Genomic DNA, 26527 nt, shown 5'->3' on the forward strand with positions numbered 1-26527 from the left:
ATGCCCGTTTTTCAGATCGATGACGGCGGATTCCGACTCGACGGTGAACCCTTCCGGCTCCTGTCCGGCGGGCTTCACTACTTCCGTGTCCATCCTGCGCAGTGGGCTGACCGGCTCCGCAAGGCGCGCCTCATGGGACTCAACGCCATTGAGACGTACGTCCCCTGGAACCTCCACCAACCACGGCCGGATCGGTTCCGCATGGACGACGAACTCGACTTGCCCGCCTATCTCGATCTCGCCGCCGCCGAGGGTCTCCACGTCCTTCTTCGCCCTGGCCCGTACATCTGCGCCGAATGGGAGGGCGGCGGGCTGCCCTCATGGCTCCTGGCCGAACCCGACCTCCGGCTGCGCACCCGCGACTCCCGTTACCTTTCGGCAGTCGACGACTACTTCACCCGGCTCCTCACCCCGCTCCACCCCTACCTCTCCACGCGGGGCGGCCCGATAATCGCCGTCCAGGTGGAGAACGAATACGGAGCTTACGGCGATGACACCGCCTACCTCGAGCATCTCGCCGACTCACTTCGCCGGTGTGGTGTCGACGTCCCACTGTTCACTTGCGACCAGCCCGCCGATCTGGAGCGCGGAGCCCTACCGGGAGTTCTCTCCACGGCCAACTTCGGCAGCCGCTCCGCCCAGAATCTCGCCACGCTGCGCGCACATCAGCCCACCGGTCCGCTGCTGTCGACGGAGTTCTGGATCGGCTGGTTCGACCGCTGGGGTTCCCGTCATGTGGTCCGCGACGCTGACCAGGCGGCGCAGGAGCTTGACGAGCTGCTCGCGACCGGAGCTTCGGTCAACTTCTACATGTTCCACGGCGGTACGAACTTCGGATTCACCAACGGCGCCAACGACAAGCACACCTACCGGCCGACCGTCACCTCCTACGACTACGACGCCCCTCTCGACGAAGCCGGTGACCCCACCGAGAAGTTCACCGCCTTCCGCGAGATCATCGCCAAGTACGCAATGGTCCCCGGCGAGCCCGTCCCCGCGCCCGGGGCCAAACTCACCGTGGCGGCCGTACCGCTGACGCAGAGCGCGGGCCTGCTGGAGGGTGCTGCGTCGCTCGGCGAGGCCGTCGAGTCCCGGTATCCGCTGACTATGGAAGAGCTCCGGCAGGACTTCGGCTTCGTTCTTTACGAGACCACGCTGCCGGCTGCCGGGCCCGCCCTGCTCGAACTGGAACACGTCCGTGACCGCGCTCAGGTTTTCCTGGACGGACAGCCCGCCGGGGTCCTGGAGCGGGAGAACCACGAGCATGCCCTCACGTTCACCGTGCCGCGTGAAAGCAGCGTCCTCAGCGTGCTCGTGGAAAATCAGGGTCGTGTCAACTACGGGTTGGGTATCCACGACCGCAAGGGACTGCCCGGAAAGGTCCTCCTGAACGGCTCGGAGCTCGCCGGGTGGACCAACCGGCCCCTTCCGCTGACCTCCCTAAGCGGACTCCCGTTCGCTGCCACCAGGACCGTTACGATCGGGCCGGCGTTTCACCGCGGCACGTTCGAGGTGACCGAGGCGGCAGACACCTTCCTCCATCTCGACGGCTGGACGAAGGGCAACGCGTGGATCAACGGCTTCGCACTCGGCCGCTACTGGTCCCGGGGTCCCCAACGGTCTCTGTACGTCCCCGCCCCAGTACTGCGCATGGGCACCAACGAGATCATCGTCCTCGAACTGCACGCCTCCCATCACGCCCGCACCGTCGACTTCAAGGAGACACCCGATCTTGGTCCCACCGAGGAATAGCCTCGGCACGGGCACGCACGCTGAGGTACGGTGCCCGGTGCATCTCTGGAGCCGCACCTCGACCGGCCGACGCCGCCGACAAAGCCGACGCTCACGTCCAGCGGGCTTCGGGCAAGACACTGCGGTGCCGCGAGCCACCGAGGCCGGACTCGCTGGTAGCGACGGAGTAGCTGCGTAGCCGAAGGCCTTCCCCACTGCCGTTGCCGCATCCTCACGGATGTGCGCATGTTCGCTTACGTTTGATTGCTTCTCTGGGGTCCCGCGGCCGATCCGGCCTCATGCATCGACCGAATGCCCGAGCCTCGATCTCCGCCTTCACCTCACGACGACCAGGCACGGCACTGCCACCCCGGGCTAAACCGTGACGAGGACGCCGGGGCGCGGCGGGGTACGGTCGTCGTCGTCGACGGGGAACCCGTACCTGGTGCCCGCAACACAGAGGGCCATGCAACGGACATAAGCGGCCATACCGCGCATAGCCCCGCGACACCATCAGGGTCGGCGGGCTGACGGCAGCCTTGAAGCGAGGCTCCCCATGCAGCGCCCGGGAGGCGAGCAGCAGTCCGACAAAAGAAACTTTATGCATGAAACCCCCTTGACATTTCCCCATATCTCAACTTTCACATGGTGAAAGAGATTTAATTTTGATGAACCTTGTTCTATTGATCAACGTGATTCGTCACGATCAAATAAGATCTCATCAAGCGGATACAGCCCGTACGGCTTGCCGTCGAGTGATGCCGGACGATGACGGTTTCGTCGCACCGGCCGCGCCGGGAGCCGCAGAGGAGCCATCGCCTTCTGCAGGAGTAGGTAGGAAGCATGTGCCAGCACCAGCCTCAGTGCCCTCCGGCCGATGCACCCGATCGCGAGGCGGCACTGCTCATCGCCTTCCACCCGGAGCAGGGGTGGTGGCTGCTCTGCAACGGTGTGGTGATCTTCGACGACACCGGGGAGCTTCTGCCCGATGGGCGCAGCATTCCCGCCCGTCGCGCCCTCTGCGAGCGAGCGACATGAACCCGCTCCGCAGCATGGTGGACGAGTGTCCGAGCTCACCGCGCTTCTCGGCGGAGCCCCCGTTCTCCCCACCGACCTTCGAGGCGGACCGCTACGCGTGCCTTTGCCGCCGGTCCAGCCGCGTCCTTTGCCGCCGGTCCAGCCGCGTCCTTTGACGCCGGTCCAGCCGCGTCCTTTGACGCCGCACGGGGCTGGCTGCGAAAGCGGCGCCTTGGTGCCGGCGCCCGAATTCTGAAACCATCAGCCACCCGGCCCATATCATCCCCCAAAGCACCAATAGGGCATTTTCAATGCTTCACGCGCTCATTAGATACAAAAGACTGGACCATCGCCATAAGTCCGATTTTTCGTGCTGCTCCGGCTGTCCCGATATCGGCGTCGGCACCCCTCCCCTCCATCGCCGGCTACTTTCGTTACTCATAGGAGAGACATGCGCCTGGGTGTGATGTTCGACCGCGACCTCCCCCCGGAGTCGCTCATCCCCTTCTGCCGCCATCTGGACGCCACCGAGGTGGACGACGTCTGGGTGGTGGAGGATCTGGGCTGGACCGGCGCGATCTCGTCGGCGGCCACCGCGCTCGCCGTCACCGAGCGGCTGCGCGTGGGCATCGGGATCGCTCCGGCGCCGCTGCGCAATCCGGCCCTGCTGGCCATGGAGCTCGGCAACCTGGCCCGCATGCACCCCCACCGCCTCACGGCCGGGATCGGTCACGGCGTCCAGGACTGGATGCGGCAGGTGGGCGTGCTGGCGCCCTCACCGCTGGCATTGCTGGAGGAGACCATCGTGGCCGTGCGCGCGCTGCTGCGCGGCGAGACGGTCACCCTCCAGGGCCGGGCCGTACGGATCGACGGGGTGAGCCTGGTGCATCCGCCCGCGACCGCGCCGCCGGTTCTCGCCGGGGTGGTACGGCCCCGCTCGCTGGAGTTGTCCGGACGGGCGGCCCAGGGCACGATCCTGCCCGAGGGGGTCGGCCCCGCCCAGATCGCGCAAGCCCGCAAGCTGACCGGCGGAGACGACCACGAGCTGGTGGTGTTCACGAACCTCTACGTCGGCGACGACGCGGCGGTGGGCGCGCGTCTGGCCGTCGGTTCCGCGAAGTTCCTGCACGTCGCCCCGGATGAGGTCGTGCAGGCGGTGGGCTCCCCCAAGGCCGCCGCCGACCAGGTCAGGTCGCTGTGGGAGGCGGGGGCGGACACGGTGGCGCTCCGCCCGTTCGGGCCCGACCCCCTCCCCCAGGTCGACCTGGTCCTGGCCGAGTTGCGCTAGAACCCGCAGCGGGCCCAGGCGCCTCCTCTGGGCGGGACCGATCTCGCCGCCTGTGCCGGCCCGCCCCGGAAGCCCGCCGAGGGCGGGAGACTACGGGCGACGGCCGCGAATGCCGGTCAGCCGGCGCAGGATGTCCCACCAGAAGGAGGCCCCGAACAGCAGCGCGGAGCTGCGGGTGTTCTCACCCGGCCTGGGTTTCCACATCTGGCAGAACACGGTCCTCGTGGAGGAGCTCGTCGGTCACGGGTACGTCGTGTGCAGCGTCGCGCATCCCGGCGGTCGGATCTCGCCCCCGGCGCCCAGCGCTGGTGTGACGACCTCATCGCCTTCGTCGACGCGCTGACGTCCGGGTGCCCCTGCTCTGCGCTGGCACGGCTTTTCTGGAGTGACGGCTGGGAGTCAGGCGGGTAGGCCGACGGCGCGCTCGCCGCTGCGGCGCTGCTGGATCACCACGGCGGCCACGAGCAAGGTGCCTTGGGCGACGTTCTGCCAGAAGGTGTTGATGCCTTGGACGGTCAGGCCGTTTTCCAGGGCGCCGAGTAGCGCGACCGCGAGCAACGTTCCGCCGATGCCGCCCTTGCCGCCCTTGAGTGCACAGCCGCCGAGCGCGGCGGCTGTGATGGCCTTGAGCTCCAGGCCCTCGCTCCCGGAGACGGGTTGTCCCGAGCCGGTGCGGGCGGTGAGCAGGATGCCGGCGATCGCGGCGACCATGCCGATCAGGGCGTAGACGGCGATCAGGTATTTGTTGATGGAGATACCGGCGAGGCGGGCGGCGGTGTCATTGCCGCCGATCGCATAGATGTTGCGGCCGATGTCGGTGTATTTGAGCAGGATGTGGACGGCGATCGCAGCGACGATCAGGATCCAGATCATCACCGGTAGTCCGACGATCTTGCCGCGGCCGAGGAAGACGAAGATGGGGTCGTTGAGCACGAAGCCTTGCGCACGGCCGTTGGACAGGAGCTGGGCGACGCCTTTGTAGGCGGCCAGCCCGGCGAGGGTGGCGATGGTGGGGTTGACCCGTCCGTAAACGATGATGAAGCCGTTGATGATGCCGACCACGGCACCCACGCCGATCGCGGCGATGATCCCGACACCAGGGTTGGCTCCCGCCGAGGTGAAGGCCATGGCACTGATGACTGAGGCGAGACCGGCCTGTGAGCCGACCGAGATGTCCAGTCCGCCACAGATGATGACCACGGTTTGGACGACTGCCAAGAGTCCGGTGATGGTCGCTGCCTCGGCGATGACCTGCATGTTGGTCCAGCTGAGGTAGTTCTCGTTGAGCGAACCGAACAGCACGAGCACCACGCCGAGGGCGACGATGAGGCTGAGGTTCTGGCCGCCGACCGAGGCGAGCGACATGTGGCGGAACGAGCCCGCCGTGCTCTCCGCCGGGGTGCTCGTCGTGGGGGAAGTCATCGGAGGCCTCCAGTGGCGGAGTCGTTACCGGTGGTCGCAGAAACGATGGCGAGGTCGTCGGCCATGGCGAGGTTGAGGATGGCCTCTTCGGTGGCTTCGGCCCGGCTGAGCTCGCCTGTGATCCGGCCGTTCTGCATCACGGCGATTCGATCGGCGAGGCCGAGTACTTCGGGGAGCTCGGAGGAGATCACCAGCAGAGCCACCCCGTCGCGGGCCAAGTCCGCGATGATCTGGTAGATCTCGGTCTTGGCGCCGATGTCGATGCCCCGAGTGGGCTCGTCGAGGATCAGCACTTTGGGCTTGCGCGCCAGCCAGCGCGCGAGCACCACTTTCTGCTGGTTGCCGCCGGAGAGCTTGCGGATCTCATGCTCGACGGACGGTGTGCGCACGCGGAGACGGTCGACGTATTCCCGGGCAAGTGCTCGTTCCGATCTGCGGCGGACGAATCGGAAGCGACGCAGCCGCTCCAGGCTCACCAGCGCTGTGTTGTCTCGGATGGAGCGGTGCAAGAACAGGGCCTGTGCCTTACGTTCCTCGGGCGCCAGGCCGATGCCGGCCTTTATCGCGTCTTTGGGACTGCGGAACCGGAGAGGCCGCCCCTGTAGGCGGATATGGCCGGAGCGGATAGGCAGGTCCCCGGCAAGCGCACGTGCCAGTTCTGAGCGGCCCGCCCCGATGAGCCCGGCGAGGGCAACGACCTCTCCCGCCCTGATCTGAAAGCTGACATCCCGGACATCGTCGGTGGTGAGGTTCTCAACGTCGAGGACGACTTCGTCGGTGGCGACGTCCTGGCGAACGAAGAGCGAGGACAGGTCCCGTCCGACCATCAGCCGGACGACTTCCCCTTCGTTGATGCCCGCGGTGTCCAGTACACCGGCGACCATGCCGTCACGCAGGATCGCGACGCGGTCGGCCAGCTGGAAGATCTCCTTCATGCGGTGCGAGACGTAAATGACCGCGAGGCCCTGGGCCCGCAGCCGGTCGATCAGCGCGAACAAGGCCTCGACCTCGTATTCGGAGAGCGAAGAGGTAGGTTCGTCGAACGCGATAACCTTGGCTTCGCCCGTGAGAGCGCGCAGGATCTCCACTAGCTGCCGTTGGGCGGCGGTCAGCTGGGAACCCAGTAGATCCGGTTTGATGGCTCGTTCGAAGCCGAGCCGGTGCAGGTCTTCAGCGATACGCCGGTTCAGCTCAGCGCGGTCGAGGCGGCGACCGGTCTTGCGGGGAAGCGCTCCGGCGTAGACGTTCTCGGCGACCGAGACATGTGGGATGATCTCTGGTTCCTGCGGGATGATACGGACACCTGCCTTTCTGGCGTCCTGCGGAGAGCCGAAAACGACTGGACGCCCGTTCAGTAGAACGCGTCCTTCGGTCGGCGGATGATCACCGGTGAGAATCTTCAGCAGGGTGGACTTGCCCGCGCCGTTCTCTCCCATCAGAGCCGTGACCTGCCCGGGAGGGAAGTCGAGCGTGACACCGCCGAGAGCCTGAACTGCGCCGAAACGTTTGACAACGTTCTCTACGGCGATTCCTGCGTTGGCAGCGGGCGGAGGGGGCGACGGTTTGGCACTGAGTGTGGTCATATGGTCCTCGAAGCTGGAGACAAAGCTGGAGACGGAGCCGGAGCGCGGCGACAGCCGCCGGTAGAGAGAATCGGCGCGGCGGCCAACACCGTCACCACCGCACCGACGTGAGAAAGCGGTTGTCAGATCAGCCGCACTTGACGCCCTCGGCCTGCCAGTTGGAGGCGTCAACCACCTTGGTCGGCGCAAACGCCTCCTTCGGGAACTCCTTGCTGTTCTTGAGCTTGTCGTACATGGTCTGTACGGCCAGCGCGCCGACGTCGCGACCGTTGATGTACAGGGCGGCCTTCATTCCCGACGGCTCGGTCGAGCTCCAGCTCTTGCAGGCCAGGTACGCGCCAAGGCCGACACCGATCACGTTGTCGGCCTTGAAGCCGGCGTTCGCCAGCGCGGTGACCCCGCCCTGGACGTTCTCGTCGTTGCAGCCCCAGACCACCCAGTGCTTGACGTTGGGGTTGGCGGTGATCGTGGCGGCGATCTTGTCCTGTGCGCCAGTCGGGGTGTTGTCGGTCGGGACGTCGATGTTCTTGACCGTCGCGCCCGAAGCTGTGGTGAAAGCCTCCGCGGAGGCCTTCACCCGGTCGGTGCAGACCGTGACGTCCTGCTTCCATGCGGAGATGGTGCGAGTGTCCTCCGCCTTCCAGCCGGCCTTCTTGAACTCCTCACCTGCCCTCTTGCCGACCTCGCCGCCCATCTGGGAACCGCTGAAGCCGACACGGGGCACAAGCGCGTCCGCACCGCACGTCGCGGGGTCGGGACCAGTGGTGCAGATCTGGTCATCGGAGGTGAGCAGTGCGACGTTGGCGTCCTGTGCGGTCTTCACGAGTTGGGGTCCCACGGCGGGGTCGGGAACCACGACGATCAAGCCATGAGCCTTCTGCGCGATCGCCGACTGCGTCTCGCTGATCGTCTTGTTGGCGTCATTGCCGAGGTTCACGACCTTCAGATCGATTCCCAGCTCGCTTGCCTTGGCTTTGGCTCCTTCGGCTTCGCCGACGAAGTACTCCTGGTCCCCCTGCTTCTGCAGATATGTGATCGCGATCTTGCCGTCGACTGAGGCGACGGCGCTACCGAGCTTGATGGGTTCCTGGCCCGAGGAACATGCCCCGAGGCCGAAGGTCGCGGCGAGACCCAGTGCGACTAGCGCAATGGGGTGACGAGTGCGAATGGCAAACATGTGGGCGTCCCTTGCTTGGAACGGGCCGGAAGCCCTTGAGGGGTGGGTTGAAGTCCAGATTTCGGGTGACCAGATTGGATGATCACCCAAAATCAAACGATTTCTAACACAGTGGGACAAAGAAAGCAGTCGATTCCCCCGCAAGTCAACACAGGTCAATCGGTCATTAACGAATCGTTACTGGCGCGTTACAGCAGAAGGCTTCCCGTCGGATCCGGTCTTGGCCAGAAAGCCGCAGGTGACGGACGTATTCCAGACGGATCCCAGAGAGGTCGGACGTCGGCGATGATGAGCCGGCCGACCTCATCCCCACGTGCAAAACAAACAGAATGTGACATACCACTATCGGTCACAAGCAGGCTCTGGCGCTGATCTTGTTGAGCTCAGGCGAGCAAGACTCGTCGGCGGAGTAGGTCGAGGTTGGCTCGGCCGTACATGCTTCGCTCGATCATTTTCAGTCGGTTCACGGTACCCTCGGTAGGGCCGTTGCTCCAGGACAGGGTGAGACCGGCGGTGACGGCGTCCCGGTCACGGATAAGGCTGGCTGCGAAGCGATGGAGCGCGGGCAGGTCATCGGCCCGGTGGCAATCCCCTGAAACCGTGGAGACTTTTCTATGCGGCGATGAGCTGCTGAAGTCTCACCGTGGTGGCCGCTCTAACGGCCGCGATCCGCTGTTCGTAGATGATCGGTGGTAACCCGTCAGCGGCGCTGTGCCGGCGGCGGGCGTTGTAGAAACCGGCGATCCAGGCCGCGATCTTCAGCCGGGCCTCGGCGCGGGTGGCGAAGCGATACCGGTGGGCGAGCTCGGCCTTGAGCGTGGCGTTGAACGATTCGGCCGGAGCGTTGTCCAGCGCGCAGCCGACCCGGCCCATCGACTGCACCACGCCCCAGTGACGGCAGGCAGCCTGGAACCGGGCAGCGGTGTACTCGCCGCCGCGATCGGAGTGGAAGATCACCCCGTCGACGTCGCCACCTCGGGTGACCGCGGCCATCTGCAAGGAGGCAACCGTCAAAGTGGCGTCATGATGGGCAGACATGGCATAGCCGAGCAACCAGCGGGAGAACAGGTCCTGCACGGTGGCCAGATACAGCTTGCCCTCGTCGGTGACGATCTCGGTGACATCGCCGCACCACAACACGTCCGGTACGACGGCGGTGAACTGACGGCCGACCAGGTCCGGAGCCGCGGGCCTGGCGCCCTGGCGGGTCAGCGAACGCCGTTTGGCGGCAGGCCGACCGGCCAAACCGAGTTCGGCCATCCGCGCGGCCACCGTGTTAGCCGAGACCCGCCAGCCCTCCTCGTGCAGGTCCCGGGTAATGCGCGGGCTGCCGTAGGTGCCGCCCGAGGCGGTGAACCTCACCTCGATCGCCGCATCCAAGCCGGCGCGACGCTGCTGACGAACACCCGGCGCGCGGTCGCGCCATTTGTAGAACCAGGACTGCGAGACCTCCAGGATCCGGCAGGCCACCGCGTGGGCAACGCCATGCTCGGTCTTCTGGCAGGCGATGAAGGCCGCCACGCTCACCGGCCCGTCGCCTCCTTCACCCACAAGACCACCGAGCGCTTGAGGACTGTGAGGATGAATGCGTGTCCCCGGTGCCGGGTCTGACCCGGCTTGAGACTGGCCATGCTGCCTTCGTGATGACCTGTCGCCCCGGTGCCGGTGGCGCCGTCGACCGGGCGGGGGATGTGTCCCGATAGGGGCCTTGCCGTGCACCATCACAGTCCTGACCTCCCTCACCTGGTCGGTGCCCGTGCCGCAACCGCACCCCCCAGGAGAAGCACGTGAGCGTCGCCGTCGACGACACCCCCGTCACCACCCACTACGCCGATGATGAACGCGAAGAGGTCATCGTCGGCGTCGACACCCATACCGAGGTCCATGTCGCCGCAGTCCTCACGATCCAGGGCGTCCTGGTCGCCACCCGCGCCTTCCCAGTCACCGCGCGCGGCTATGCCGAGCTGCTGGCCTGGGCGCGCAGCCACGGACGGCTGCACCGCGCCGGCGTGGAGGGCACCAGCTCCCACGGCATCGCCCTGACCCGCTACCTGCGTCGCCACCGGGTGCAGGTGATCGAGGTCAACCGGCCCGACCGGGCGGTGCGCCGCCGACGCGGCAAGACCGACGCCATCGACGCCGAAAACGCCGCCCGTGCGGTCCTGTCCGGACAGGCCAGCGCCGTGGCCAAGTCCGGCGACGGCGCGGTGGAGATGCTGCGCATGGTCAAGATGGCCAAGGAGTCCGCGGTCAAGGCCCGCACCCAGGCCATCAACCAACTGCGCGCCGTCGTGGCCCGCGCCGAGCCGCACCTGCGCGAATCCCTGGCCGGCCTGGGCCCGGCCACGCTGTTTCGCCGCTGCGCCGAGTTGCCCGTCGCCCAGGCCGGCGACCTCACCGACGTCGCCACCGAGGTGCTGCGCACCCTGGCCCGGCGGATCCTGGCCCTCACCGAGGAGATCCGCTCCCACCAGCAGCACATGAAGGCCATCATCACCGCTTGTGCGCCGCGGCTGCTGGAGCGGCACGGCATCGGCCCGGACACCGCCGCTGCCCTGCTCATCACCGCAGGCGACAACCCCGACCGGCTGACCAGTGAGGCCGCCTTCGCCGCCTTGTGCGGGGTCAACCCGATCGAGGCGTCCTCCGGCAAGACCGCCCGCCACCGGCTCAACCGCGGCGGCGACCGACGCGGCAACAGCGCGCTCTACACCATCGTCTTGACCCGGTTAAGCCGCGACCAGCGCACCCGTGACTACGCCGAGCGCCGTACCGGCGAAGGCAAGACCAAGAAAGAGATCATCCGCTGCCTCAAGCGTTATGTCGCCCGCGAGGTCTTCCCGATCATCGCCGCAGCGCTGTCACCGGCACCGACTCCGGCGATCACGGCTTGACAAACATAGGGGCGTCATCACGCTCCATTTCCAGCTCAGCGCGTTCCCTGCTCCACTCGGCCCGCTGCCGGCGCAGCCGGGTCAGCTCTTCCCGCTCGGACTCGGCCAGCTCACCGTTGGCGTCCTGTTCACGGGCCAGGCGGTCCATCTGCATCCAGTTGGCCAGCGTGCCCGCGTTGATCCCCAGATCCTTGGCGACCGAGGCGATCGATTTCCTGGTCTCGTGCACGATACGCACCGCACCCGCCCGAAACTCCGGATCGAAACTCCGTCTGGTCTCTCCCACGATCCGACCTCCCCTTAGGCCAGATCTCCACAGTACGAGGGGAGGCTCACGGACGGCGTCGATCCAGGCCGGTAGCCTGTTGCCGGCAAGGTTCTGGATCATGTTGGCGAAGCTGCCGACGTGCTGACGCGTAGCCTCCAGCTCGGGGCAGCGCGCGAGAATGTTCTTGAGCTGCACGGCGGTGCCCGCGGACAGGTGGTCGGGGTCGGACATGATCCAGCCCGGCGACTTTGCGTGGTTTCGGAGGTGTCGGCGCGGTCGGTGGGGGGTTGGTCCGCTCCCGCAGCCGGGCGACGTAGCGTTCGACGGTGCGCAGGCTGCCGCGCCAGCCCAGGAGCTGGATCTCGTGGTGTAGCGCCGTGGCGTTGCGGAGCCCGTCGGCGAAGCGCTGGTGCAGGTGGTCCATGAACCGGTCCAGACGGCTCGCTCTGTGGTTGGCCTTGCCCAGGTATTGCTCCAGGGGCGCGCCTGCGAAGCGGTAGACGGTGCGTTCGCTGATGCCGAGCTCGCGGGCGGTCTCGGCGCGGGAGCGGCCTGCGGCCAGCAGCTCGTGGATCGCGGCGTGGCGTTCTCGATGCCGCCGGGCCAGCGAGTACTCGATCGGCGAATCGAGTTGCGGTGGCAGGCCGGCCTCGCTGGGCTGTTCATCGGGTCCGTGATGGTCTTCCAGGGACGGCTCGGGCAGGCAGGTGGCGTGTGCGGAGACCGTCTTGTCCACTGCTGCGCCCAGGTTCGCCCACAGGCGCCACCGGTCGGCCACCTCGACGGCATCCGGTGCGCCGCGCCTGGCCCCGTCGGCGTAGGATCCGGCGCGGTCCCGGCAGATCATCACGATGCCGGGGCGTTTGGCCAACCATGCGGCCAGTGTGTCGGCGTCACGGCCGGTGGTTCTCCATGTCGATGATCACGGTTCCGTACACGGCGCCCTTGCGCAGTGCGAAGTCATCGACCCCGATCACGGTCGGCGCCGCCGCGGGCGGCTCGGGCAGTCGACGGACCAGCCGGATCAGCGTGTCTCGGCAGGCCGGCATGCCCAGCTTGGCTGCCAGGTGGGATCCGGCGCGGCCGGCCAGCGCCAGCCCGATCTCAGCCAGCCGACCGGTCAGCCCGGCTGTGCGTCGCGCGAACGGCATGGTCAGGCCGGGAATCTGCTCGGCGAACGTCACCGCACTACATCCGGGATCATCACAGCGGAAGCATCGGACGCCGACGTCGATCCGCACCGGGCGACCGGAGATCAGCAGGTCGGTCAGCTGCCGACGGTAGCCGCCGCGCGTCCTGGTCGAGATCGTGCCGCACCTCGGGCACGTAGCCGTGCGCATCGCCGAGCCGACCGTGAACACGACCGCGCCTAGCTCGACCCGCACGGACTCCACCCGAGCTGATGCAAGATGCGGCAGTAGTAACTCAAACTCCTTATCTATGCACGCGCACCATCATCAACCTTCAGGCCACAACACAGGAACTACACCAAACTGACGGCACCGCACGAAGATCAGCGCCAGATCTTCGGCCTGTCAGTGGATTCCGCCACCAGCGTCAGTGACGTTCGGAGGGTTGCGTCGTCGAGGCCGCGGGGCCGGTCACGGCGACATGGCGGGCTCCCGGCGCTGGACACGTCGCATGGTGGCCTAACAAGCCCGCGTACTTCTTCGTCTTATCTCGACGCCGAACGAGGCCACCCCCAGCGGGACCGCAGCCGACCCCCAGCCGATCGTGCGCGCCCTGCCGCACAGTGGGCCGTGCCGCCGCAGCGGCGGCTTCCTACTCGCCAGGGCATCGGGATCGGCTTCGGCCAAAGCTTCGACACCCTCATCACACACGCACACGAACAGACATGGACATCAGGAGCATCGCGTGAGCACCACCAACACCGGCCGCAGAGTCAGCGCCAACCTCGGCCTCAGCCTCGATGGCCGCTATAACGGCCCCGGCGGTCCCACAGACTTCGCGGCCTTCGCCCCCTACGTCGCCAGTGACGTCGCCCGTGACCACATGACCCGCATCTGGGAGACCGCTACTATCGCCGTCCTCGGCCGGATCAACGCCGAAGGCTTCATGAGCTACTGGCCCTCCGTCGCCCAGGACGCCAACGCCGACCCCCGCGACCGCGGCTACGCCAACTGGCTGGTCAACACCGATAAAGTCGTCTTCTCCACCACCTGGACCCAAGCCCCGTGGGAACGTACCCGCGTCGTCAACGCCCCTGCCGCCGAAGTCATCACCGAGCTCAAAAGCACCGGCGAGGGCGACATCCTCCTCAACAGCAGCCCCAGCATCATCAAACCCCTGCTGGCGGCCGACCTCATCGACCGTCTCCACCTCATGATCTTTCCCGAGATCGCCGGTGGCGGGCAGCGCCTGTTCCACGACGGCCTCCCCGCCACCCGGTGGGCCCTCACTCACCAGGAAACCGGCGCACTCGGCGAGATCGCCATGGTCTACGACCGCCTGCGCTGACCGACTCAGCGGCCGCGTCCGGGAGAAACCCGGGCGCGGCCTCCGTGCGGTCAAACGACACCGCTTTGGTCGAGGCCGGCCTGGTTCACCCTGACGAGGCCATCGGCTCCTACCTACTGAGGTTGAACTCGTGGTGTCGTAAGTCCTGACGTGCGTTGATTGCCGGGTACACCGGCATCATGAGGTATGCACAAGGCGGAGGGCTGTCCGCCGAGCGAAGAGCGTTCCGCGAAAAGCTGCGGTTGCAGGCGGCTGAGAGGTTCGCCCGCGATGAATCCAGCACAGCTATCGCCCGGGACCTGCGGATCAGCGTCCGGTCCGTTCAGCGATGGCGCAGGGACTGGCAGGCCGGCGGGGCCGGAGCGTTGCGCTCACACGGGCCGGCCTCTCTGCCCCGGCTCGGCGAACGGCAACTCACCGCACTGGAACAGGAACTGCTCAAGGGACCCATCTGGCACGGCTGGCCCGATCAGCGCTGGACCCTGGCCCGCATCACGACCCTGATCGGCCGGCGCTTCCATCTGACCTACACCCTCCAAGGCGTGCGCAAGCTGCTGCTCCGCAACGGCTACTCCTGTCAGATACCGGCCCGGCGCGCAATGGAACGCGATGAGGCGGCGGTGACCGGGTGGGTGAAGGAGACCTGGCCGAGCGTGAAAGATCCGCGGCGGCGCTCGGCGCCTGGATCGTCTTCGAAGACGAGACCGGCCTATCGATGACGCCGCCCATCGTGCGCACCTGGAGCCCGCGCGGCCAGACCCCGCTCATCACCGTGCGCGGCCGCTCCCGGCGCCGGATCTCAATCGCCGCTCTGGCCTGCTACAAACCCGGGCACCGTTCCCGCCTGATCTACCGGCCCCGGCTGGAGACCCGCCCCGACGGGCGCAAATCCTTCGCCTGGAGCGACTACCGCGACCTGCTGATCGCCGCACACCGCCGGCTCGGCGGCCCGATCGTGCTCGTCTGGGACAATCTCAACACCCATCTGACCGGTGGGATGCGTGCCTTCATCGCCGCCCAGGACTGGCTGACCGTCATCCAGCTGCCCACCTACGCCCCCGATCTGAATCCGGTCGAGGGCATCTGGTCGCTGCTACGGCGCTGCTTCCTGTCCAACGTCGCCTTCACCAGCCCGGAGCACCTGATCCGCACCGTCCGACACGGACTGCGCACCCTTCAATACCGCAGCGACCTCATCGATGGCTGCCTCGCAGGAACCGGCCTGACCCTCACGCTGGCATAACCACACACGACACCATGAGTTCAACCTCAGTAGTCAAACCGATGTCCGCTACAGCCTCGGCTACTTACCCCATTCCAACGGCAGACGACAACAAGATCAGCGCCAGAGCCCACAAGCATGTCCACTTCGGGGAGAGAAGCGAATCCACCGAGGCTGACGACTCCCACTTACGACCTCGTACATGATTAGCCGTGGCCTTATTCGGAGTCTGGCGGGTCTGCCTTGGTCGCCCATGACAGAGATCACATGGGACAGATTCCCCCTGTTCGCAGGGCACGAGCACGCTCGAAGACGGCTGCAGTCCACCCCCGACATCGGCCGCGCCCCCAACACGATCACCGCCTATGGCCGCGCGTTCGAGGATCACCTGCGGTTTCTGCACTGCGGTCGGCGTCGACCCGCTGGTGATCAGGGGCTGGTGCGGCGGGTGGAGAAGGCACCGTGGATCCCCAAGGAGTGGGACCGGCAGCACGCCGCCTACCTGGTCGAGCGGCGCCTGCTGGTGGGCGCCGGGCCGGGCGGCTGCTGATCAGCCAGTTCTGTCGTAACCGTGGCGCGACGCTGGGCGCGGCGAGCTGGTCAAAGATCGTGACCGGCATCGGTGCGCGTGCCGGGGTTCCGCGACTGTGCACGCATACCTTCCGGCACCTGCGGTTGACCGATCTGGCCCGCGCCGAGTGGACGATCGACCAGATCGCGCAGTACGTCGGGCATCAAGACGTGTCCACCACGCTGCGCTACATCCACCGGTCGGGAGTTGGCGGCCAAGCTGCACCGGGCCAGCGCGGCGATCCAGGCCGACCGGGAGCGTCTGCTTGCCACCCTGCTGGAGGCGCGATGAACCCCGACGACCTCGCCCACCCTGCTCAAGAGCCGTTGGCTGTGGCCGAGCTGTGCCGGCGAGTGCGCGGCCAAGACGCCCGCTCACCGCTGTCGAACGCGCAACGCTCGCGCATGTGGACTCGCTGGCCACGGTCTATCTGATGACGACCACGTCAACGTTCTCGGGCCTCTCTCGACCGCCGAGCAGCAAGTGAGAGGACGAGCGAGAGGACGAGGAGGACGAGCCCGGCCGCGGGGGCCTGTGAGAGGGCGGCGGAGGCACCCCACGCGTCGGCGGCGCGCCCGGCGAGAGAAGCCGCCAGTGCCGAACCAGCCGCGCTGGCGGAGTTGTTCCAGGTGAAGGCCTGGGTGCGGACGGCTGGGTGAACGGCCTTTTCCGTGAGCACGTTCAGCAGGACGAGCGTGGGCGGTACCGCCGCCTCCGTGACCACCACAGCCGCGCCGAGTCAGATGGCAGACGGCGCGAGGGGAAGCAGCAGCGCGGCGCCCGTCAGATAGGCGGTGGCGATGACGAGTTGGCGGCGCGCCGGGGCGGGGTGCCGTCGCAGCCCGTAGAGCCAGCCGGACAGCAGCCCGCTGAGGCTGGAGGCGGCGATGATCGGCGCGGCCGCACCGGGAATCCCGTGGCTGAGAGCGAAGAAACTCACAGCAACCCCCATGGTTCCGAAGTACAGCCCGATGGCCAGGTTGAGCAGGGCGAGCAGGAGGAAGGTCGGCTGCAGCAGGGTCCGTCCGGTACGGGCACGCTCGGCGTGCTCGCGGGCCGGCGGGGGCGCGGTGCGGCTCTGGGCGGCCAGCGCTCCTCCCCCACCGAGGATCAGGGCCACGGCGATGGTGCTGGCCAGGGCCGCGTCGCCGACCGCGCCGAGCGAGGTGACCAGGACCGACCCGAGGAGGAAGGCGGTGGCGTTGGCCAGAGATTCCAGGGAGAAGGCGGTGGGCAGCTCGTCGGCCCGGTCGCCGCGCAGCAGGTGGGCCCAGCGGGCTGCGGACAGGGCGCCGAGCTGGGGGACGACCGCGCCGGCGCAGGTGGCGGCAATGATCGCGGCGGCGGGGGTGGCGGAGGCGAGGACGCCGGCGATGGCGGCGCCGTGGGCGAGAACGGAGAACGGCAGGACGCGGGTCTGGCCGAACCGGTCGACCAAGCGGGCCAGATGCGGGCCGATCAGGGCCTCGGCGAGGGCGAATCCGGAAGTGGCGAGGCCGGCGGTGCCGTAGGAGCCGGTGCGGGCGTGCAGCAACCAGACCAGGCCGAGGCCGGTCATGGCGACGCCGACGCGGCCGACAGCGGCGGTGAGGAAGAAGGCGACGGCGCCGGGGGTGCGCAGCAGGAGACGGTAACCGGTGGCGGCGTGGGGCATGAGGGTGTCCTTCATAGCCGCCTGGCGGGGCGAGCCACCTGGGGTCGCCGGCGCCTGAGTGATGCAGAAAGGTGCGGCCCCCGGCTCGCCGAGGGACGTCCAGGACTGCGGTGGGACGGGACACGCGCCCTCGCCGCCGCCCCCGAATCGTTACCTCATATTCGCCCTAACGTGCCTCTGAGCTTCGCTTTTAACCCGGTGACGAGTGTCAGGCCGCCTGGTCGGTCGTTTTGATGGCCGGATGGCGGGGAGCAGGGCCACGGGTAGTGCCGCGTGGGCGGCCCGGGGAGCGTCCGCAGGGTTGTGGTGCGCTGGCGGGAGTGCCCATCTCCGCGTGAGCCGCAGGTCACAAACAGCGGGCCGGCTCCCCCAGCAGCTCAGGCCAGATGTCGTAGTTGTAGTTGATCGTCAATAAAGAATATGCCGACTATCGGCAGAAATCGCGGTGGGGTTCGGCTGATCGACCCGGTCCGCGGCGTCGGCCGGTCGAGGCGCGGCTCCAGAGCGGAATCATCACACGTCCGTGATGCGGATTCCCGCGTGTGCCTTGTAACGGCGGTTGATCGCGATCAGGTTTGCGGTCAGCGCTTCAACCTGGTGGGCGTTGCGCAGCCGCCCGCCGTACACGCCGCGCATGCCCGGCACCGCATCGGCCAGGGCGCGCACGATGTCGGTGGCCTCGCGGTCGTCGCCGAGCACGAGCACGTCGATGCCCAGCTCGGGGATTGACAGGTTGGTCAGGTGCACGGCCGATACATGGTGGAAGGCGGCCGTCACCCGGGACTCCGGCAGCAGTTTCTCCGCCTGCTGCGCGGCGCTGCCCTCCTTGACCGGCAGCGCGAACGAACCCTGCTTGTCGAAGCCGAGCGGGTTCACGCAATCGATGACGATCTTGCCGACGAGTTGGTCCCGCAGCGATGCCAGCAGCTCACCGTGGCCCTCCCATGGCACCGCGACGAGCACGACGTCTGCGGCGGCGGCCGTGCCCCGGTTGTCCATGCCGGTCACGCCGTCGCCCAGCTCGGCGGCCGTCGCCCCGGCGCGCTCGGCGCTCCGCGAGCCGATGATCACCTTGATGCCGGCCTTGGCCCAGCGCAGTGCGAGGCCCTTGCCCTGCGGGCCGGTGCCGCCGAGCACCCCCACCGTCAGGCTTGTCACGTCGATCAACGTTCCTCCTGTGTCGAACTGGTCGCTTCGCATATCTGCCGGATGTTGTCTTGCCTTCGTCGCGCCCTCGGTCTGGCTCGTACCTCGCTGGCGCGGTCCTCGGTCCAGTCGGCATCCGCTTCTTCGGACCACCGTGTGATCGCGTGGTCGAACGGAAGAGTGAACTTTCCAAGTCCGATCTGGGCCGCAATGGCCAGATCGTCTTCGGTGTCCACGTCGCACCGCAGTGACGCCAGCGACCCGCCGACGCGCACGGCGCCGGTGGCGGCGTGCGCGTCGGCGGATCTGGGGCCGAAGCTCGGATGGAGCGGCTCCCCGGGTGCGGCCAGCAGCAGCGTGGTGCCGGTGCCCGGCCGGTCCGCGCAGTACGCGCGCCGCCCGGCGGCCTCCTCGATCGCCGCGGACAGGTCGGCCGGGCGCAGCGCGGGCAGGTCGGCCTGCAGCGCGCCGACCGTGCTCCCCGGCGTGCGCAGGTACGCCGCGCCGAACCTCAGCGCCGCGTTCAAGCCGGGCAGGCCGCGCTCATCGACGCACTCCACGCCGGTGCCGGCCAGCGCTGCCGGGATCCGTTCGTCCTCGCAGATCACCAGGACCCGCCGCACCCCGCCGGCCTGCGCGGCCGCCGTCACGGTGTCCAGCAGCAGCGTCAGCACGAGGCCGGCGTGCTTGTGCGCCGGCACGGTGCCACGCAACCGCGACTTGGCCCGGTCCAGGTTCTTGATCGGGACGACCAGGTCCACTCCACGCTCCACTCGACTCCTCGATTCGGATACTCGTGGGGTTGCGGCTTAGCCGCTGATCAGCGGTAGCAGGTTCGGCCGCCATACGCCGTCGTGCTCACGGCCTGTCGCCAGGCGCTCCTCGTCGACCTCGCCGTAGGTGGTCGTTCGTTGGCGAGCGGGGCGACCGGCGGCGTGCGCCAGGGCCTCGAGGTCGGCGATCGTCTTGTAGCTGCCGTTCTCAGAGCCCGCCATGCGGCTGATGGTCTCCTCCATCAGCGTGCCGCCCAGGTCGTTCACGCCGCCGCGGAGCACGTCGAGCACCCCCGCCGGGCCCAGCTTCACCCAGCTCGTCTGGATGTTCGGGATCCGGCCGTGCAGCAGCAGCCGGGCCAAGGGCGTGCACGGCCCGGTTCTCCAGGTGCGTGGGGCCGGGGCGGGCGATGCCGGCCAGGTACAGCCGATCCGGGCGCCGACCGATTCGTTCAGCCGCTCGACCGGCCGCCGGGCTGACGCGAGCGCCGGCGGGGCGTTGAAACTCCCGCGATCTCCTCAGTGAGAATCCACGGGCTTTCACACCTTGCGGCTCGACCGAGCCCCGTCCAACCCCCAAGAGATGATCTTGCTGGGCGTGATCGTGATGATTTCCCGCGAGAAGTACGGAACCGGCGGCTCGTGGTCCGTCAAAGCCACCGCCGAACCCCGGATCTCGATGCCGCGCACCACCCACGGGTCCACCGAGGCCAGGTCGTCCACGACGAACGACACGGTGCTGCCCTGCTGGACGTTCCTGAACTTCTTGGACACCCCCAGCGCGTGCCCGCCGATGGTGATCGTGCCCGAGGCGGCGTCCACGAAGAACCCCACGGGGTTGTTCTGCACCTGGCCGGCGGGAGAGACGGTGGCCAGACGGCCGAGATGCTGTCCGGCCAGATAGTCGAGTTCTGCCTGTGTGAAGACCATGCGGCCAGTATGTAACCTTGACGCCGACGTCAATCAAACCAGGCCGCCGGCCGGCCACCTCAGCGGGTCGTCGCGGGTGACCAAACGACGTGGGTCGTTTCGGGGCGAAGTGCGGATCACGGCTGCCGGCCCAGGAGCGAGGGCGACGCCGACGCCCTCGGCCAGCAGGACCCGCCGTATCTGCGAGCGCGTCACCTCATCTGCCGAGGGCGCGAGCGGCCTCGGCAGATGAGGTGATCCCTGCGGCCAAGTGCTGGTGGATCTACCGGATGCTCGCGATGAACCGGCCGGGGGCGGGGCTGTCAGCGGCGATGGCGTATCGGCGCGCGGGTGTCCGTTTTGCCTGGTCCTGTCAGGCCCAGGCAGGGCAGGCCGGGGTGGAGCGGAGCTCTGGATGGTCTTGGGCAGGTGCCGCAGGATGGACATCGTTCGCCAGCGAACACCGCACCAACCACATCAGATCAGGAGTTTCTGCCGTGTCGAACACGCTCACCATCATGGCCGGCTTCGTCGCCAAGCCCGGTCAGGAGCAGCGGCTCCGGGACAAGCTGGACGCGATGATCGCACCGTCCCTGGCCGAGGAGGGGTGCCTGAGCTACCAGCCCTATGCCGACCCGAACCGTTCCGACCGGATGATCATCGTTGAGGAGTGGATCGACTGCGCCGCACTGGACCACCACTTCTCGCTGCCGCACTTCAAGCACGTCGCCCAGGTCTTGGACGAGATCCTCACCGTATCCTCACCGTGCCAAGCCATCGGCCCAGTGCCTTGCTCGACGGCGGAGAGCAGGGATCTCTCCTGGGCGTCGGTCAGGTCCTCGGTGGTCAGCGCGTTGTTCCAGCCGAGCACGATGAGGGCGTAGCCGGTGAGATCGGCGTCGAGCGCGAAGATGTCACTCGTCTCGGTGACGACGAAACCGAGATCGTCGAGCAGTCCGCGCGCCTATGCGCCGACTTCGGCCGGCCGATGTCGCGGCCGGCCGCCGAACAGGCCCGATACCGGGGTCATTCGGAAACCTCTGCTGGCGGGGCCATGCGTTCGCCGGGGAGTCCCCGGTAGAACGTGCCATCGGCGCAGGAGGTGATCTCCATCTGTAGCCCCCACGGGGTCGTGAAGTAGAACCATCGCTGCCCGAAGACCGGTGAGTCGTCGGCGACCCCGTTCGGGCCCTCCATGAGGGTCACACCGGGAACAGATGACAGATAGGCGTGCGCGGTGTCGACGTCGTCCACGTAGAGGGCCAGATGGTGCCCGCCGATGTCGCTGTTGCGCGGCTGGGTCGTCGACTGCTCGGGTGCGGTGTATTCGAACAGCTCGAGGTTCAGGCGGCCGAGCCGGACCATAGCGAGTGTGCATCCGGCTCGCGCGTCGACGTTGAGCCTGCGGGTCATGCCGTCTCCCGCCTCGTCCACGAACGGACCGTCGCGGAAGATGAGTTCGCCGCCGGTGTGGTCGACGAAGAAGGCGATCGCCGCATCGAGGTCGGGCACGGTGAAGGCGACATGGTCGACAGATCTCAGGGTGGGAATGATGTCCTGCTCCTGCTCTTTCGTGGGTGCTGGTGCGGGCGAGGTCGCTCAGGCGATGAGCTGACCGGACTCGGCGACGCGCAGGGCGAGGGCCGCAACTGTCAGCGCGGGATTCACCGCGGCCGAGGACGGGAAGGGCGAGGAGTCGACGATCCACAGGTTGTCGACATCGTGGGACTTGCAGAACGGGTCGACGACGCTCGTCGCGGGGTCCACGCCCATGCGGGCAGTGCCGCACTGATGGGACGACGCCTCGATGCCGAGCAACTGGGTGAGGGCGACCGGGTAGCCCGCCCTGCGAGACACCGCCTTCATCCGCGAGACGAGTTTCTTGTGTGATGACAGATTGGTGGGCCTGCGGGCGAGAGTGAGCCGGCCGCTGGTGCTCAGGGTGACGCGGTTTTCCGCCAGCGGGATGTCCTCGGTCTGCAGGAACAGGTCGAGGGTGTGGTGGGTGACGGCGTCGAGAATGGCCTTGGGCACCATTCGGCGCGCGTTCTTCACACTGGCCCCTTGGAGTTTTCCCAAGCCCTGCACATTGCCGAGGGGGTATCGGCTGTCACCGCCGGCGTTGTACCAGTCGTTGATGCCGATGGTTTTCTGGAAGACCGACTTGTTGGCGTGCCGGGGGTCGACCGCCAGGAAGAACGATGTGACGTGCGTCATATAGTTGCGTCCGACCTGGTCAGAGGCGTTGGAGAGCCCCGCGGGATGCGAGGGCGAGGACGAGCGCAGGAGCAGCGCCGCTGTGTTCGCCGCGCCGGCCGAGACGACGAAGCGCTTGGCGGTGATCCGGATGGGCGTACCGTCGTGCACGGCCTGTGCGGCCACGACCTCCTTGCCCGAGCCGTTGGTGTCGAGGCGAAGAACCTCGGCGCGGGTCAGCAGGCGCACGGTTGGCGACTTCAGCGCGGGCCGGACGGCCGCGACATCGGCGTCGCCCTTGGCATCGACCATGCACGGGAAGGCATCGCAGGTCGCACACCACAGGCACTTGCCGCCGGGCCGGTAGTCGATGGCGGTCGGCAGACTGAACGGGCTGAGGCCCTGCCCGCGCAGACTCTCGACGTATTCGGCCACGGTGTCGTCGTGCGGCACGGGCGGGTGCGGGAAGTCCGTCGAGCGCCACGGATCGGTGGGGTCCTCCCCCTTCAGACCGTGGACCCAGAAGATCGACTCGGCCTGCGCGTAATGGCGCTCCATGTCCGCGTAGTTCAGCGGCCAGGCTGGCGACAGCCCGTCGGGGTGCTCGACGTCATCGAAGTCGTGCTCACGGAAGCGCGGCAGCGTGGCGCCGAACATCTTCGTGCTGCCGCCGACGTAGTGATAGTTGCCCGGAGTGAAACCCCGGCCGGTGCCGGCCTCGTACCACATGGGCGAATTCTTGTACCGGCCCTGCATGTGGACCGCGCGCGGCGACCAGTTGGAGATCTCCCGGGGCAGGAAGTCGCCCATTTCAACGATGAGCACCCGGGCTCCGGAATCACGTAGCGCGTACGCCAGGGTGCCGCCGCCCATACCCGAGCCGATGATGACGATGTCGCAGTCGATCTCGGTCGGGGGATCGGTGACCACGGACGGTTGGTCGGCACGGAACACATCGGTCATCGCTCACTCCTCGTGACATGGGACGAGGCCGGATGCCTGCTTCGATCCCCTAGTCACGTTAGTTTGGGGTGAGGGTCATGGACGGCGCACAAAGTGTGCAGTCTTCAGCTATCGGATTTCATCGTTCGTGCACGGCCCTGCTGCAACAGATCGAGGCCGTGCAGGGCAAGCGCCAGGCTCTGGCGGACGTCGCTTTCGTCGAGTGAGCGGCCCAGCAGCGCGTCGAGGCGCTCCAGCCGGTAGTAGAGGGTGCGGCGCTGGATGTAGAGCTGGTCGGCGGTCTTGGACTTGTTGGCGTCGTTCTCCAGGAAAGCGCGGAGCGTCGGCAGCAGCGGGTAGGGGGAGTCCGCGTCGTGCCGCAGCACGGGCCCGAGTTCGTCGTCGACGTAGTTGGCGAGTTCGGGCCCTTGTGAGAGGGACACAAGTAGACGTAGCAGGCCGAGATCGTCGAAACGGACCACTTCACGGCCTGAATGGGAAGCGGCCACCGAGGCGGCGCTCCTCGCCTGGCGGATCGCGGTGGACAGGTCGGTCGGCGGGCAGGTGCGGCTGACCCCGGATCGTAGTTTCTCGCGTGCGAGTTGTGCGACGATCTGAGGTTCGTCCTGGGAGCGCGCGAGTCCGACGATGGCCATGACGTGGTCGCCGATGTCGGCGACCACGGCCGGCAGCGTGATCGACTGGCAGGCGGCGCTCAGACGCGCCTGGTCGTGGTGGTCTGATGCTGATTCCTTGACGGCGCAGATCGCGATGAGGGGTCGGCCCCTCAGATCCTTGCCCAGCCGAAGCGCGCGGGAGATGAACGCCTCGCCGGAGATATCGCCGAGCAGAAGCCGGTTGACCAGGGCGTTCTCTCGCTGGGCCGCCTGGGCGCCGACCTCGCGCGCGCTCAGCACACTGATCGCGATCACATCGGCGGTCCGGTCGATCGCGTGATGGGCGGGGCTGAGCAGAGCGTCGCTGTCATGGATGACGTGCAGCCAGCCCCACCGCTCGCCGCGGATGAGGATCGCGCGGCGCGTGCACGTCATGCCGGCGCTCGGCGCCTCGCCCTCGTCGGACGATCCCAGGGGGGTCGACGCGACGATCGTCTCCCCATGGGAGTCGCGAGCGTGCAGGACACGGGAGTGCAGGTCCCAGCCGGTGATCACGGTGTCGGAGGCATCCGTGCCCGCGGAATAGGCGACGATCCGGCGGGATGCGTCCTCGAGGATCACCGGCCAAGCGATCTCGTTCGCGAGGGCCTGGGTGAACGCCACGTGGTCACGCCCGGCGAGCAGCAGCCGCATAAAGGTGTCGTTCAGCCGGTCATAGGCGGTGAGCTCGGAGACCCGCTCATCGACCAGGCTCCCGTGCACCTGGGCCGACACCTCGAGGAAGGGCAACTCGCCATCGAGGCCCACCAGCGGAAGCCCCAGCCGGGCAGCCTCATCGACGAGGGCCTCGGGCATCTCGGAGTAGGCGCGCCCGCTGAGCTCGATGATGAGCACGGCGGCACCCGCCTCCGCGAGCGCCCGCACATAGGCTCGCTGGGCGGCCGGCCGGTGATCGATCCCCAGACCGGCCGTCAAGAGCATTTCGCCTCCCTTGAGGAAGCGCGCGATGTCGGGGATCTCGACGGGATGGACCCATCGCACGGTGCGATGCAGGTTCTCCTCGCCCGCGTACACCTTGAAGTGAACGCGGGAGAACACCTCAAGCGACAGCGCGGCTTCCACCGTCAGCGGCACCACGTACCCCCGAACCCTGCACATCATGTGCAGCTGAATCAATCATTTTTGCACAGTGTGAGTCTAACCTCACGGTGCGTCAATGGGCAGACTCGACCCCACATCGCCCCGCACCCAGCAGGAGACCCACCGTGACCGTTGACTCCCAGCGCATGCTCAAGCGTCCCGCCGGCCAAGCTGAGGCGCCGATTGGTGACTCTCAGGTGGCGCAGACAGTGGCCCAGGTCATCGCCGATGTAAGAGCGGACGGTGACGAGGCCGTCCGGCGCCACTCAGGCACCTTCGATCACTGGCAGCCCGCCTCATTTCGGCTCGGCCCCGCTCAGATCGCGGCGATCGTGGCGGCTTTGCCGACCACTGTGCTGGATGACATCCGCTTCGTCCAGAAACAGGTGAGCGACTTCGCCCGTGCCCAGCGTGAGTCGTTGCACGACTTCGAGATCGAGACGCTTCCGGGCGTCTTCCTCGGCCAGAAGAACATCCCGGTGTCAGCGGCCGGCGCCTATGTGCCGGGCGGGCGCTATCCGCTGACGGCATCGGCCCACATGACGATCGTGACAGCGAAGGTGGCAGGCGTCGAGCGCGTCGCGGCCACCACGCCGCCGAACCGGGGCGAGGTGCCGCCGGTCAGCGTCGCCGCCATGCATCTCGCCGGAGCCGAGGAGATCTACGTGCTTGGGGGCGTGCAGGCCATCGCCGCCCTCGCCCTCGGGACCGAAACGATCCCTCCCGTGCACGTCATCGCGGGCCCGGGCAACGCCTACGTCGCCGAGGCGAAGAGGCAGCTCTTTGGCGAGGTCGGCATCGATCTGTTCGCCGGTCCCACCGAGGTCCTGATCGTCGCCGACGACTCCGCTGATCCTTTTGTGGTCGCCGTGGACCTGCTCAGCCAGGCCGAGCACGGACCCGACTCTCCCGCGGTGCTCATCACGACGTCCGAACGCGTGGGCAGGGGGAGCCTGGACTGGATCGACCGGCTGCTCGTGGACCTGCCGACGCGCGATATCGCCTCAAGGGCGTGGCGCGATCACGGCGCCGTCCACCTCGTCGACACCCTGGACGAGGCGTATGCGCTGGCCGACCAGTACGCGTCGGAGCATGTGCAGATCCTGACGGAGACGCCGCGTGAGGCTCTGGACAAGATGCGTGACTACGGCGCGCTCTTCCTTGGTGAGAACACCTGCGTGTCGTTCGGCGACAAGGTCATCGGCACCAACCACGTGCTGCCCACCCGGGGAGCCGCCCGCTACACCGGTGGCCTGTGGGTCGGCAAGTATCTGCGCACGGTCACCTACCAGGAGGTCCGTGACCCGAGCAGCAGCGCCTTCTTCGGCGAGCTCTGCGGCCGCATGAGCCGCCTGGAGAATTTCGAGGGCCACGCGAGGTCCGGTGATGTACGAGCCGCGCGGTTCGACACCGCGGGCATCCCCTGGCTCGCGGCCTCTGACGCTTCCTGACCCTATCCGCTTCTAGCCACCTGTTGCCTGCCTTGCCACTTTTATGAA

The 26527-nt window shown here is 67.5% G+C and carries 24 protein-coding genes and 2 pseudogenes; 10 read left to right on the forward strand and 16 right to left on the reverse strand.

Features of this window, described 5'->3' with window-relative positions; genetic code table 11:
- The 3 genes from ACQPYK_RS48315 (at nt 1) to ACQPYK_RS48325 (ending at nt 4036) form a co-directional block, all read left to right on the forward strand.
- Entirely contained in the window at nt 1–1752 is a 1752-nt protein-coding gene (locus ACQPYK_RS48315; RefSeq protein WP_433259526.1) for a glycoside hydrolase family 35 protein, read from the forward strand.
- A gap of 822 nt (nt 1753–2574) precedes the next feature.
- Nucleotides 2575–2769, forward strand: coding sequence for a DUF5999 family protein (locus ACQPYK_RS48320; protein WP_433259528.1), 195 nt, complete (start codon nt 2575–2577; stop codon nt 2767–2769).
- A 430-nt stretch (nt 2770–3199) separates the two neighbouring features.
- On the forward strand, nt 3200–4036 hold the full coding sequence (locus ACQPYK_RS48325; protein ID WP_433259530.1) for an LLM class flavin-dependent oxidoreductase: 837 nt from the start codon (nt 3200–3202) through the stop codon (nt 4034–4036).
- Between the two features lie 399 nt (nt 4037–4435).
- Here ACQPYK_RS48325 and ACQPYK_RS48330 read toward each other — a convergent pair whose 3' ends face one another.
- The 5 genes and pseudogenes from ACQPYK_RS48330 to ACQPYK_RS48350 all read right to left on the reverse strand — a co-directional run bounded on the left by ACQPYK_RS48330 (nt 4436) and on the right by ACQPYK_RS48350 (nt 9745).
- Nucleotides 4436–5458, reverse strand: a complete 1023-nt coding sequence (locus ACQPYK_RS48330) for an ABC transporter permease (RefSeq protein ID WP_433259532.1) — start codon at nt 5456–5458, stop codon at nt 4436–4438.
- Nucleotides 5455–7041 carry a sugar ABC transporter ATP-binding protein gene (locus ACQPYK_RS48335; RefSeq protein WP_433259534.1) on the reverse strand — a complete coding sequence of 529 codons (1587 nt, stop codon included), beginning with the start codon at nt 7039–7041 and terminating at the stop codon, nt 5455–5457. Before ACQPYK_RS48335 ends, ACQPYK_RS48330 begins: the two co-directional genes overlap by 4 nt.
- 127 nt (nt 7042–7168) lie before the next feature.
- Nucleotides 7169–8218, reverse strand: coding sequence for a substrate-binding domain-containing protein (locus ACQPYK_RS48340; RefSeq protein WP_433259792.1), 1050 nt, complete (start codon nt 8216–8218; stop codon nt 7169–7171).
- A 383-nt stretch (nt 8219–8601) separates the two neighbouring features.
- Nucleotides 8602–8781, reverse strand: a pseudogene (locus tag ACQPYK_RS48345) (transposase); the annotation flags it as partial.
- 49 nt (nt 8782–8830) lie between these two features.
- Nucleotides 8831–9745: an IS3 family transposase gene (locus tag ACQPYK_RS48350; protein ID WP_433259536.1), complete on the reverse strand. Its 915-nt coding sequence runs from the start codon at nt 9743–9745 to the stop codon at nt 8831–8833.
- 260 nt (nt 9746–10005) lie between these two features.
- On the opposite strand from ACQPYK_RS48350, the gene ACQPYK_RS48355 reads away from it, so the two are divergent.
- The gene (locus ACQPYK_RS48355) at nt 10006–11112 is read left to right on the forward strand and encodes an IS110 family transposase (protein ID WP_433259537.1); all 1107 of its coding nucleotides are present in this window, start codon (nt 10006–10008) and stop codon (nt 11110–11112) included.
- On the opposite strand, the gene ACQPYK_RS48360 is transcribed toward ACQPYK_RS48355, so the two are convergent.
- The 3 genes from ACQPYK_RS48360 to ACQPYK_RS48370 are packed head-to-tail and all read right to left on the reverse strand — an operon-like array spanning nt 11102 to nt 12765.
- Complete coding sequence (locus ACQPYK_RS48360) at nt 11102–11398, reverse strand: transposase (RefSeq protein ID WP_433259539.1); 297 nt, start codon at nt 11396–11398, stop codon at nt 11102–11104. The genes ACQPYK_RS48355 and ACQPYK_RS48360 overlap by 11 nt on opposite strands.
- A gap of 46 nt (nt 11399–11444) precedes the next feature.
- Nucleotides 11445–12251: a helix-turn-helix domain-containing protein gene (locus ACQPYK_RS48365; protein ID WP_433259541.1), complete on the reverse strand. Its 807-nt coding sequence runs from the start codon at nt 12249–12251 to the stop codon at nt 11445–11447.
- A 22-nt stretch (nt 12252–12273) separates the two neighbouring features.
- A complete protein-coding gene (locus ACQPYK_RS48370) occupies nt 12274–12765 on the reverse strand; it encodes a transposase family protein (RefSeq protein ID WP_433259542.1) in 492 nt (163 codons plus the stop codon).
- Nucleotides 12766–13255: 490 nt separating this feature from the next.
- Here ACQPYK_RS48370 and ACQPYK_RS48375 point away from each other — a divergent pair, with 490 nt between their 5' ends.
- The 4 genes from ACQPYK_RS48375 (at nt 13256) to ACQPYK_RS48390 (ending at nt 16085) form a co-directional block, all read left to right on the forward strand.
- Nucleotides 13256–13858, forward strand: coding sequence for a dihydrofolate reductase family protein (locus ACQPYK_RS48375; RefSeq protein WP_433259544.1), 603 nt, complete (start codon nt 13256–13258; stop codon nt 13856–13858).
- Between the two features lie 179 nt (nt 13859–14037).
- Nucleotides 14038–15101 (forward strand): IS630 family transposase gene (locus ACQPYK_RS48380; protein WP_433259545.1). Its coding sequence is split into 2 segments (ribosomal slippage): nt 14038–14481 and nt 14484–15101, totalling 1062 coding nucleotides; the frame shifts between segments, so codons are not numbered across the junction.
- 232 nt (nt 15102–15333) lie between these two features.
- Nucleotides 15334–15630 carry a hypothetical protein gene (locus tag ACQPYK_RS48385; protein ID WP_433259547.1) on the forward strand — a complete coding sequence of 99 codons (297 nt, stop codon included), beginning with the start codon at nt 15334–15336 and terminating at the stop codon, nt 15628–15630.
- A 59-nt stretch (nt 15631–15689) separates the two neighbouring features.
- Complete coding sequence (locus ACQPYK_RS48390) at nt 15690–16085, forward strand: site-specific integrase (RefSeq protein ID WP_433259549.1); 396 nt, start codon at nt 15690–15692, stop codon at nt 16083–16085.
- Nucleotides 16086–16390: 305 nt separating this feature from the next.
- Here the strand turns inward: ACQPYK_RS48390 and ACQPYK_RS48395 are convergent, their stop codons facing one another.
- The 5 genes and pseudogenes from ACQPYK_RS48395 to ACQPYK_RS48415 form a co-directional block, all read right to left on the reverse strand.
- Nucleotides 16391–17305, reverse strand: coding sequence for an MFS transporter (locus ACQPYK_RS48395; RefSeq protein WP_433259551.1), 915 nt, complete (start codon nt 17303–17305; stop codon nt 16391–16393).
- 513 nt (nt 17306–17818) lie between these two features.
- Complete coding sequence (gene npdG, locus ACQPYK_RS48400) at nt 17819–18505, reverse strand: NADPH-dependent F420 reductase (RefSeq protein WP_433237448.1); 687 nt, start codon at nt 18503–18505, stop codon at nt 17819–17821.
- Nucleotides 18469–19224 (reverse strand): 2-phospho-L-lactate guanylyltransferase, encoded by a 756-nt coding sequence (gene cofC, locus ACQPYK_RS48405; protein WP_433237445.1) that lies wholly within the window; start codon nt 19222–19224, stop codon nt 18469–18471. Before cofC ends, npdG begins: the two co-directional genes overlap by 37 nt.
- 36 nt (nt 19225–19260) lie before the next feature.
- Nucleotides 19261–19651, reverse strand: a pseudogene (fbiC, locus tag ACQPYK_RS48410) (7,8-didemethyl-8-hydroxy-5-deazariboflavin synthase); the annotation flags it as partial.
- A gap of 113 nt (nt 19652–19764) precedes the next feature.
- A complete protein-coding gene (locus ACQPYK_RS48415) occupies nt 19765–20154 on the reverse strand; it encodes a PPOX class F420-dependent oxidoreductase (RefSeq protein ID WP_433237439.1) in 390 nt (129 codons plus the stop codon).
- Nucleotides 20155–20630: 476 nt separating this feature from the next.
- Here ACQPYK_RS48415 and ACQPYK_RS48420 point away from each other — a divergent pair, with 476 nt between their 5' ends.
- On the forward strand, nt 20631–21017 hold the full coding sequence (locus tag ACQPYK_RS48420; protein ID WP_433237436.1) for a putative quinol monooxygenase: 387 nt from the start codon (nt 20631–20633) through the stop codon (nt 21015–21017).
- Between the two features lie 142 nt (nt 21018–21159).
- Here the strand turns inward: ACQPYK_RS48420 and ACQPYK_RS48425 are convergent, their stop codons facing one another.
- From ACQPYK_RS48425 to ACQPYK_RS48435, 3 genes are all read right to left on the reverse strand, one after another.
- Nucleotides 21160–21687 (reverse strand): VOC family protein, encoded by a 528-nt coding sequence (locus tag ACQPYK_RS48425; protein ID WP_433259793.1) that lies wholly within the window; start codon nt 21685–21687, stop codon nt 21160–21162.
- Between the two features lie 45 nt (nt 21688–21732).
- Nucleotides 21733–23292 carry a GMC oxidoreductase gene (locus tag ACQPYK_RS48430; protein ID WP_433259553.1) on the reverse strand — a complete coding sequence of 520 codons (1560 nt, stop codon included), beginning with the start codon at nt 23290–23292 and terminating at the stop codon, nt 21733–21735.
- 104 nt (nt 23293–23396) lie between these two features.
- Nucleotides 23397–25049, reverse strand: a complete 1653-nt coding sequence (locus ACQPYK_RS48435) for a PucR family transcriptional regulator (protein ID WP_433259555.1) — start codon at nt 25047–25049, stop codon at nt 23397–23399.
- A gap of 125 nt (nt 25050–25174) precedes the next feature.
- On the opposite strand from ACQPYK_RS48435, the gene hisD reads away from it, so the two are divergent.
- Complete coding sequence (gene hisD / locus ACQPYK_RS48440) at nt 25175–26479, forward strand: histidinol dehydrogenase (protein WP_433259794.1); 1305 nt, start codon at nt 25175–25177, stop codon at nt 26477–26479.
- Nucleotides 26480–26527: the final 48 nt, after the last annotated feature.

Source organism: Streptosporangium sp. CA-135522, assembly GCF_050949235.1.
In the GTDB taxonomy this organism is placed as follows: Bacteria; Actinomycetota; Actinomycetes; order Streptosporangiales; family Streptosporangiaceae; genus Streptosporangium.

Excerpts from the sequence above, each read along its gene's own strand:
- ACQPYK_RS48395 (WP_433259551.1), bottom strand. The coding sequence starts at position 17,305 with ATGCCCCACGCCGCCACCGGTTACCGTCTCCTGCTGCGCACCCCCGGC.
- ACQPYK_RS48330 (WP_433259532.1), bottom strand. The coding sequence starts at position 5,458 with ATGACTTCCCCCACGACGAGCACCCCGGCGGAGAGCACGGCGGGCTCG.
- hisD (WP_433259794.1), top strand. The coding sequence starts at position 25,175 with ATGCTCAAGCGTCCCGCCGGCCAAGCTGAGGCGCCGATTGGTGACTCT.
- ACQPYK_RS48335 (WP_433259534.1), bottom strand. The coding sequence starts at position 7,041 with ATGACCACACTCAGTGCCAAACCGTCGCCCCCTCCGCCCGCTGCCAAC.
- npdG (WP_433237448.1), bottom strand. The coding sequence starts at position 18,505 with ATGCGAAGCGACCAGTTCGACACAGGAGGAACGTTGATCGACGTGACA.
- ACQPYK_RS48340 (WP_433259792.1), bottom strand. The coding sequence starts at position 8,218 with ATGTTTGCCATTCGCACTCGTCACCCCATTGCGCTAGTCGCACTGGGT.
- ACQPYK_RS48320 (WP_433259528.1), top strand. The coding sequence starts at position 2,575 with ATGTGCCAGCACCAGCCTCAGTGCCCTCCGGCCGATGCACCCGATCGC.
- ACQPYK_RS48315 (WP_433259526.1), top strand. The coding sequence starts at position 1 with ATGCCCGTTTTTCAGATCGATGACGGCGGATTCCGACTCGACGGTGAA.
- ACQPYK_RS48325 (WP_433259530.1), top strand. The coding sequence starts at position 3,200 with ATGCGCCTGGGTGTGATGTTCGACCGCGACCTCCCCCCGGAGTCGCTC.
- ACQPYK_RS48435 (WP_433259555.1), bottom strand. The coding sequence starts at position 25,049 with ATGATGTGCAGGGTTCGGGGGTACGTGGTGCCGCTGACGGTGGAAGCC.
- ACQPYK_RS48415 (WP_433237439.1), bottom strand. The coding sequence starts at position 20,154 with ATGGTCTTCACACAGGCAGAACTCGACTATCTGGCCGGACAGCATCTC.
- ACQPYK_RS48430 (WP_433259553.1), bottom strand. The coding sequence starts at position 23,292 with ATGACCGATGTGTTCCGTGCCGACCAACCGTCCGTGGTCACCGATCCC.
- ACQPYK_RS48385 (WP_433259547.1), top strand. The coding sequence starts at position 15,334 with ATGACAGAGATCACATGGGACAGATTCCCCCTGTTCGCAGGGCACGAG.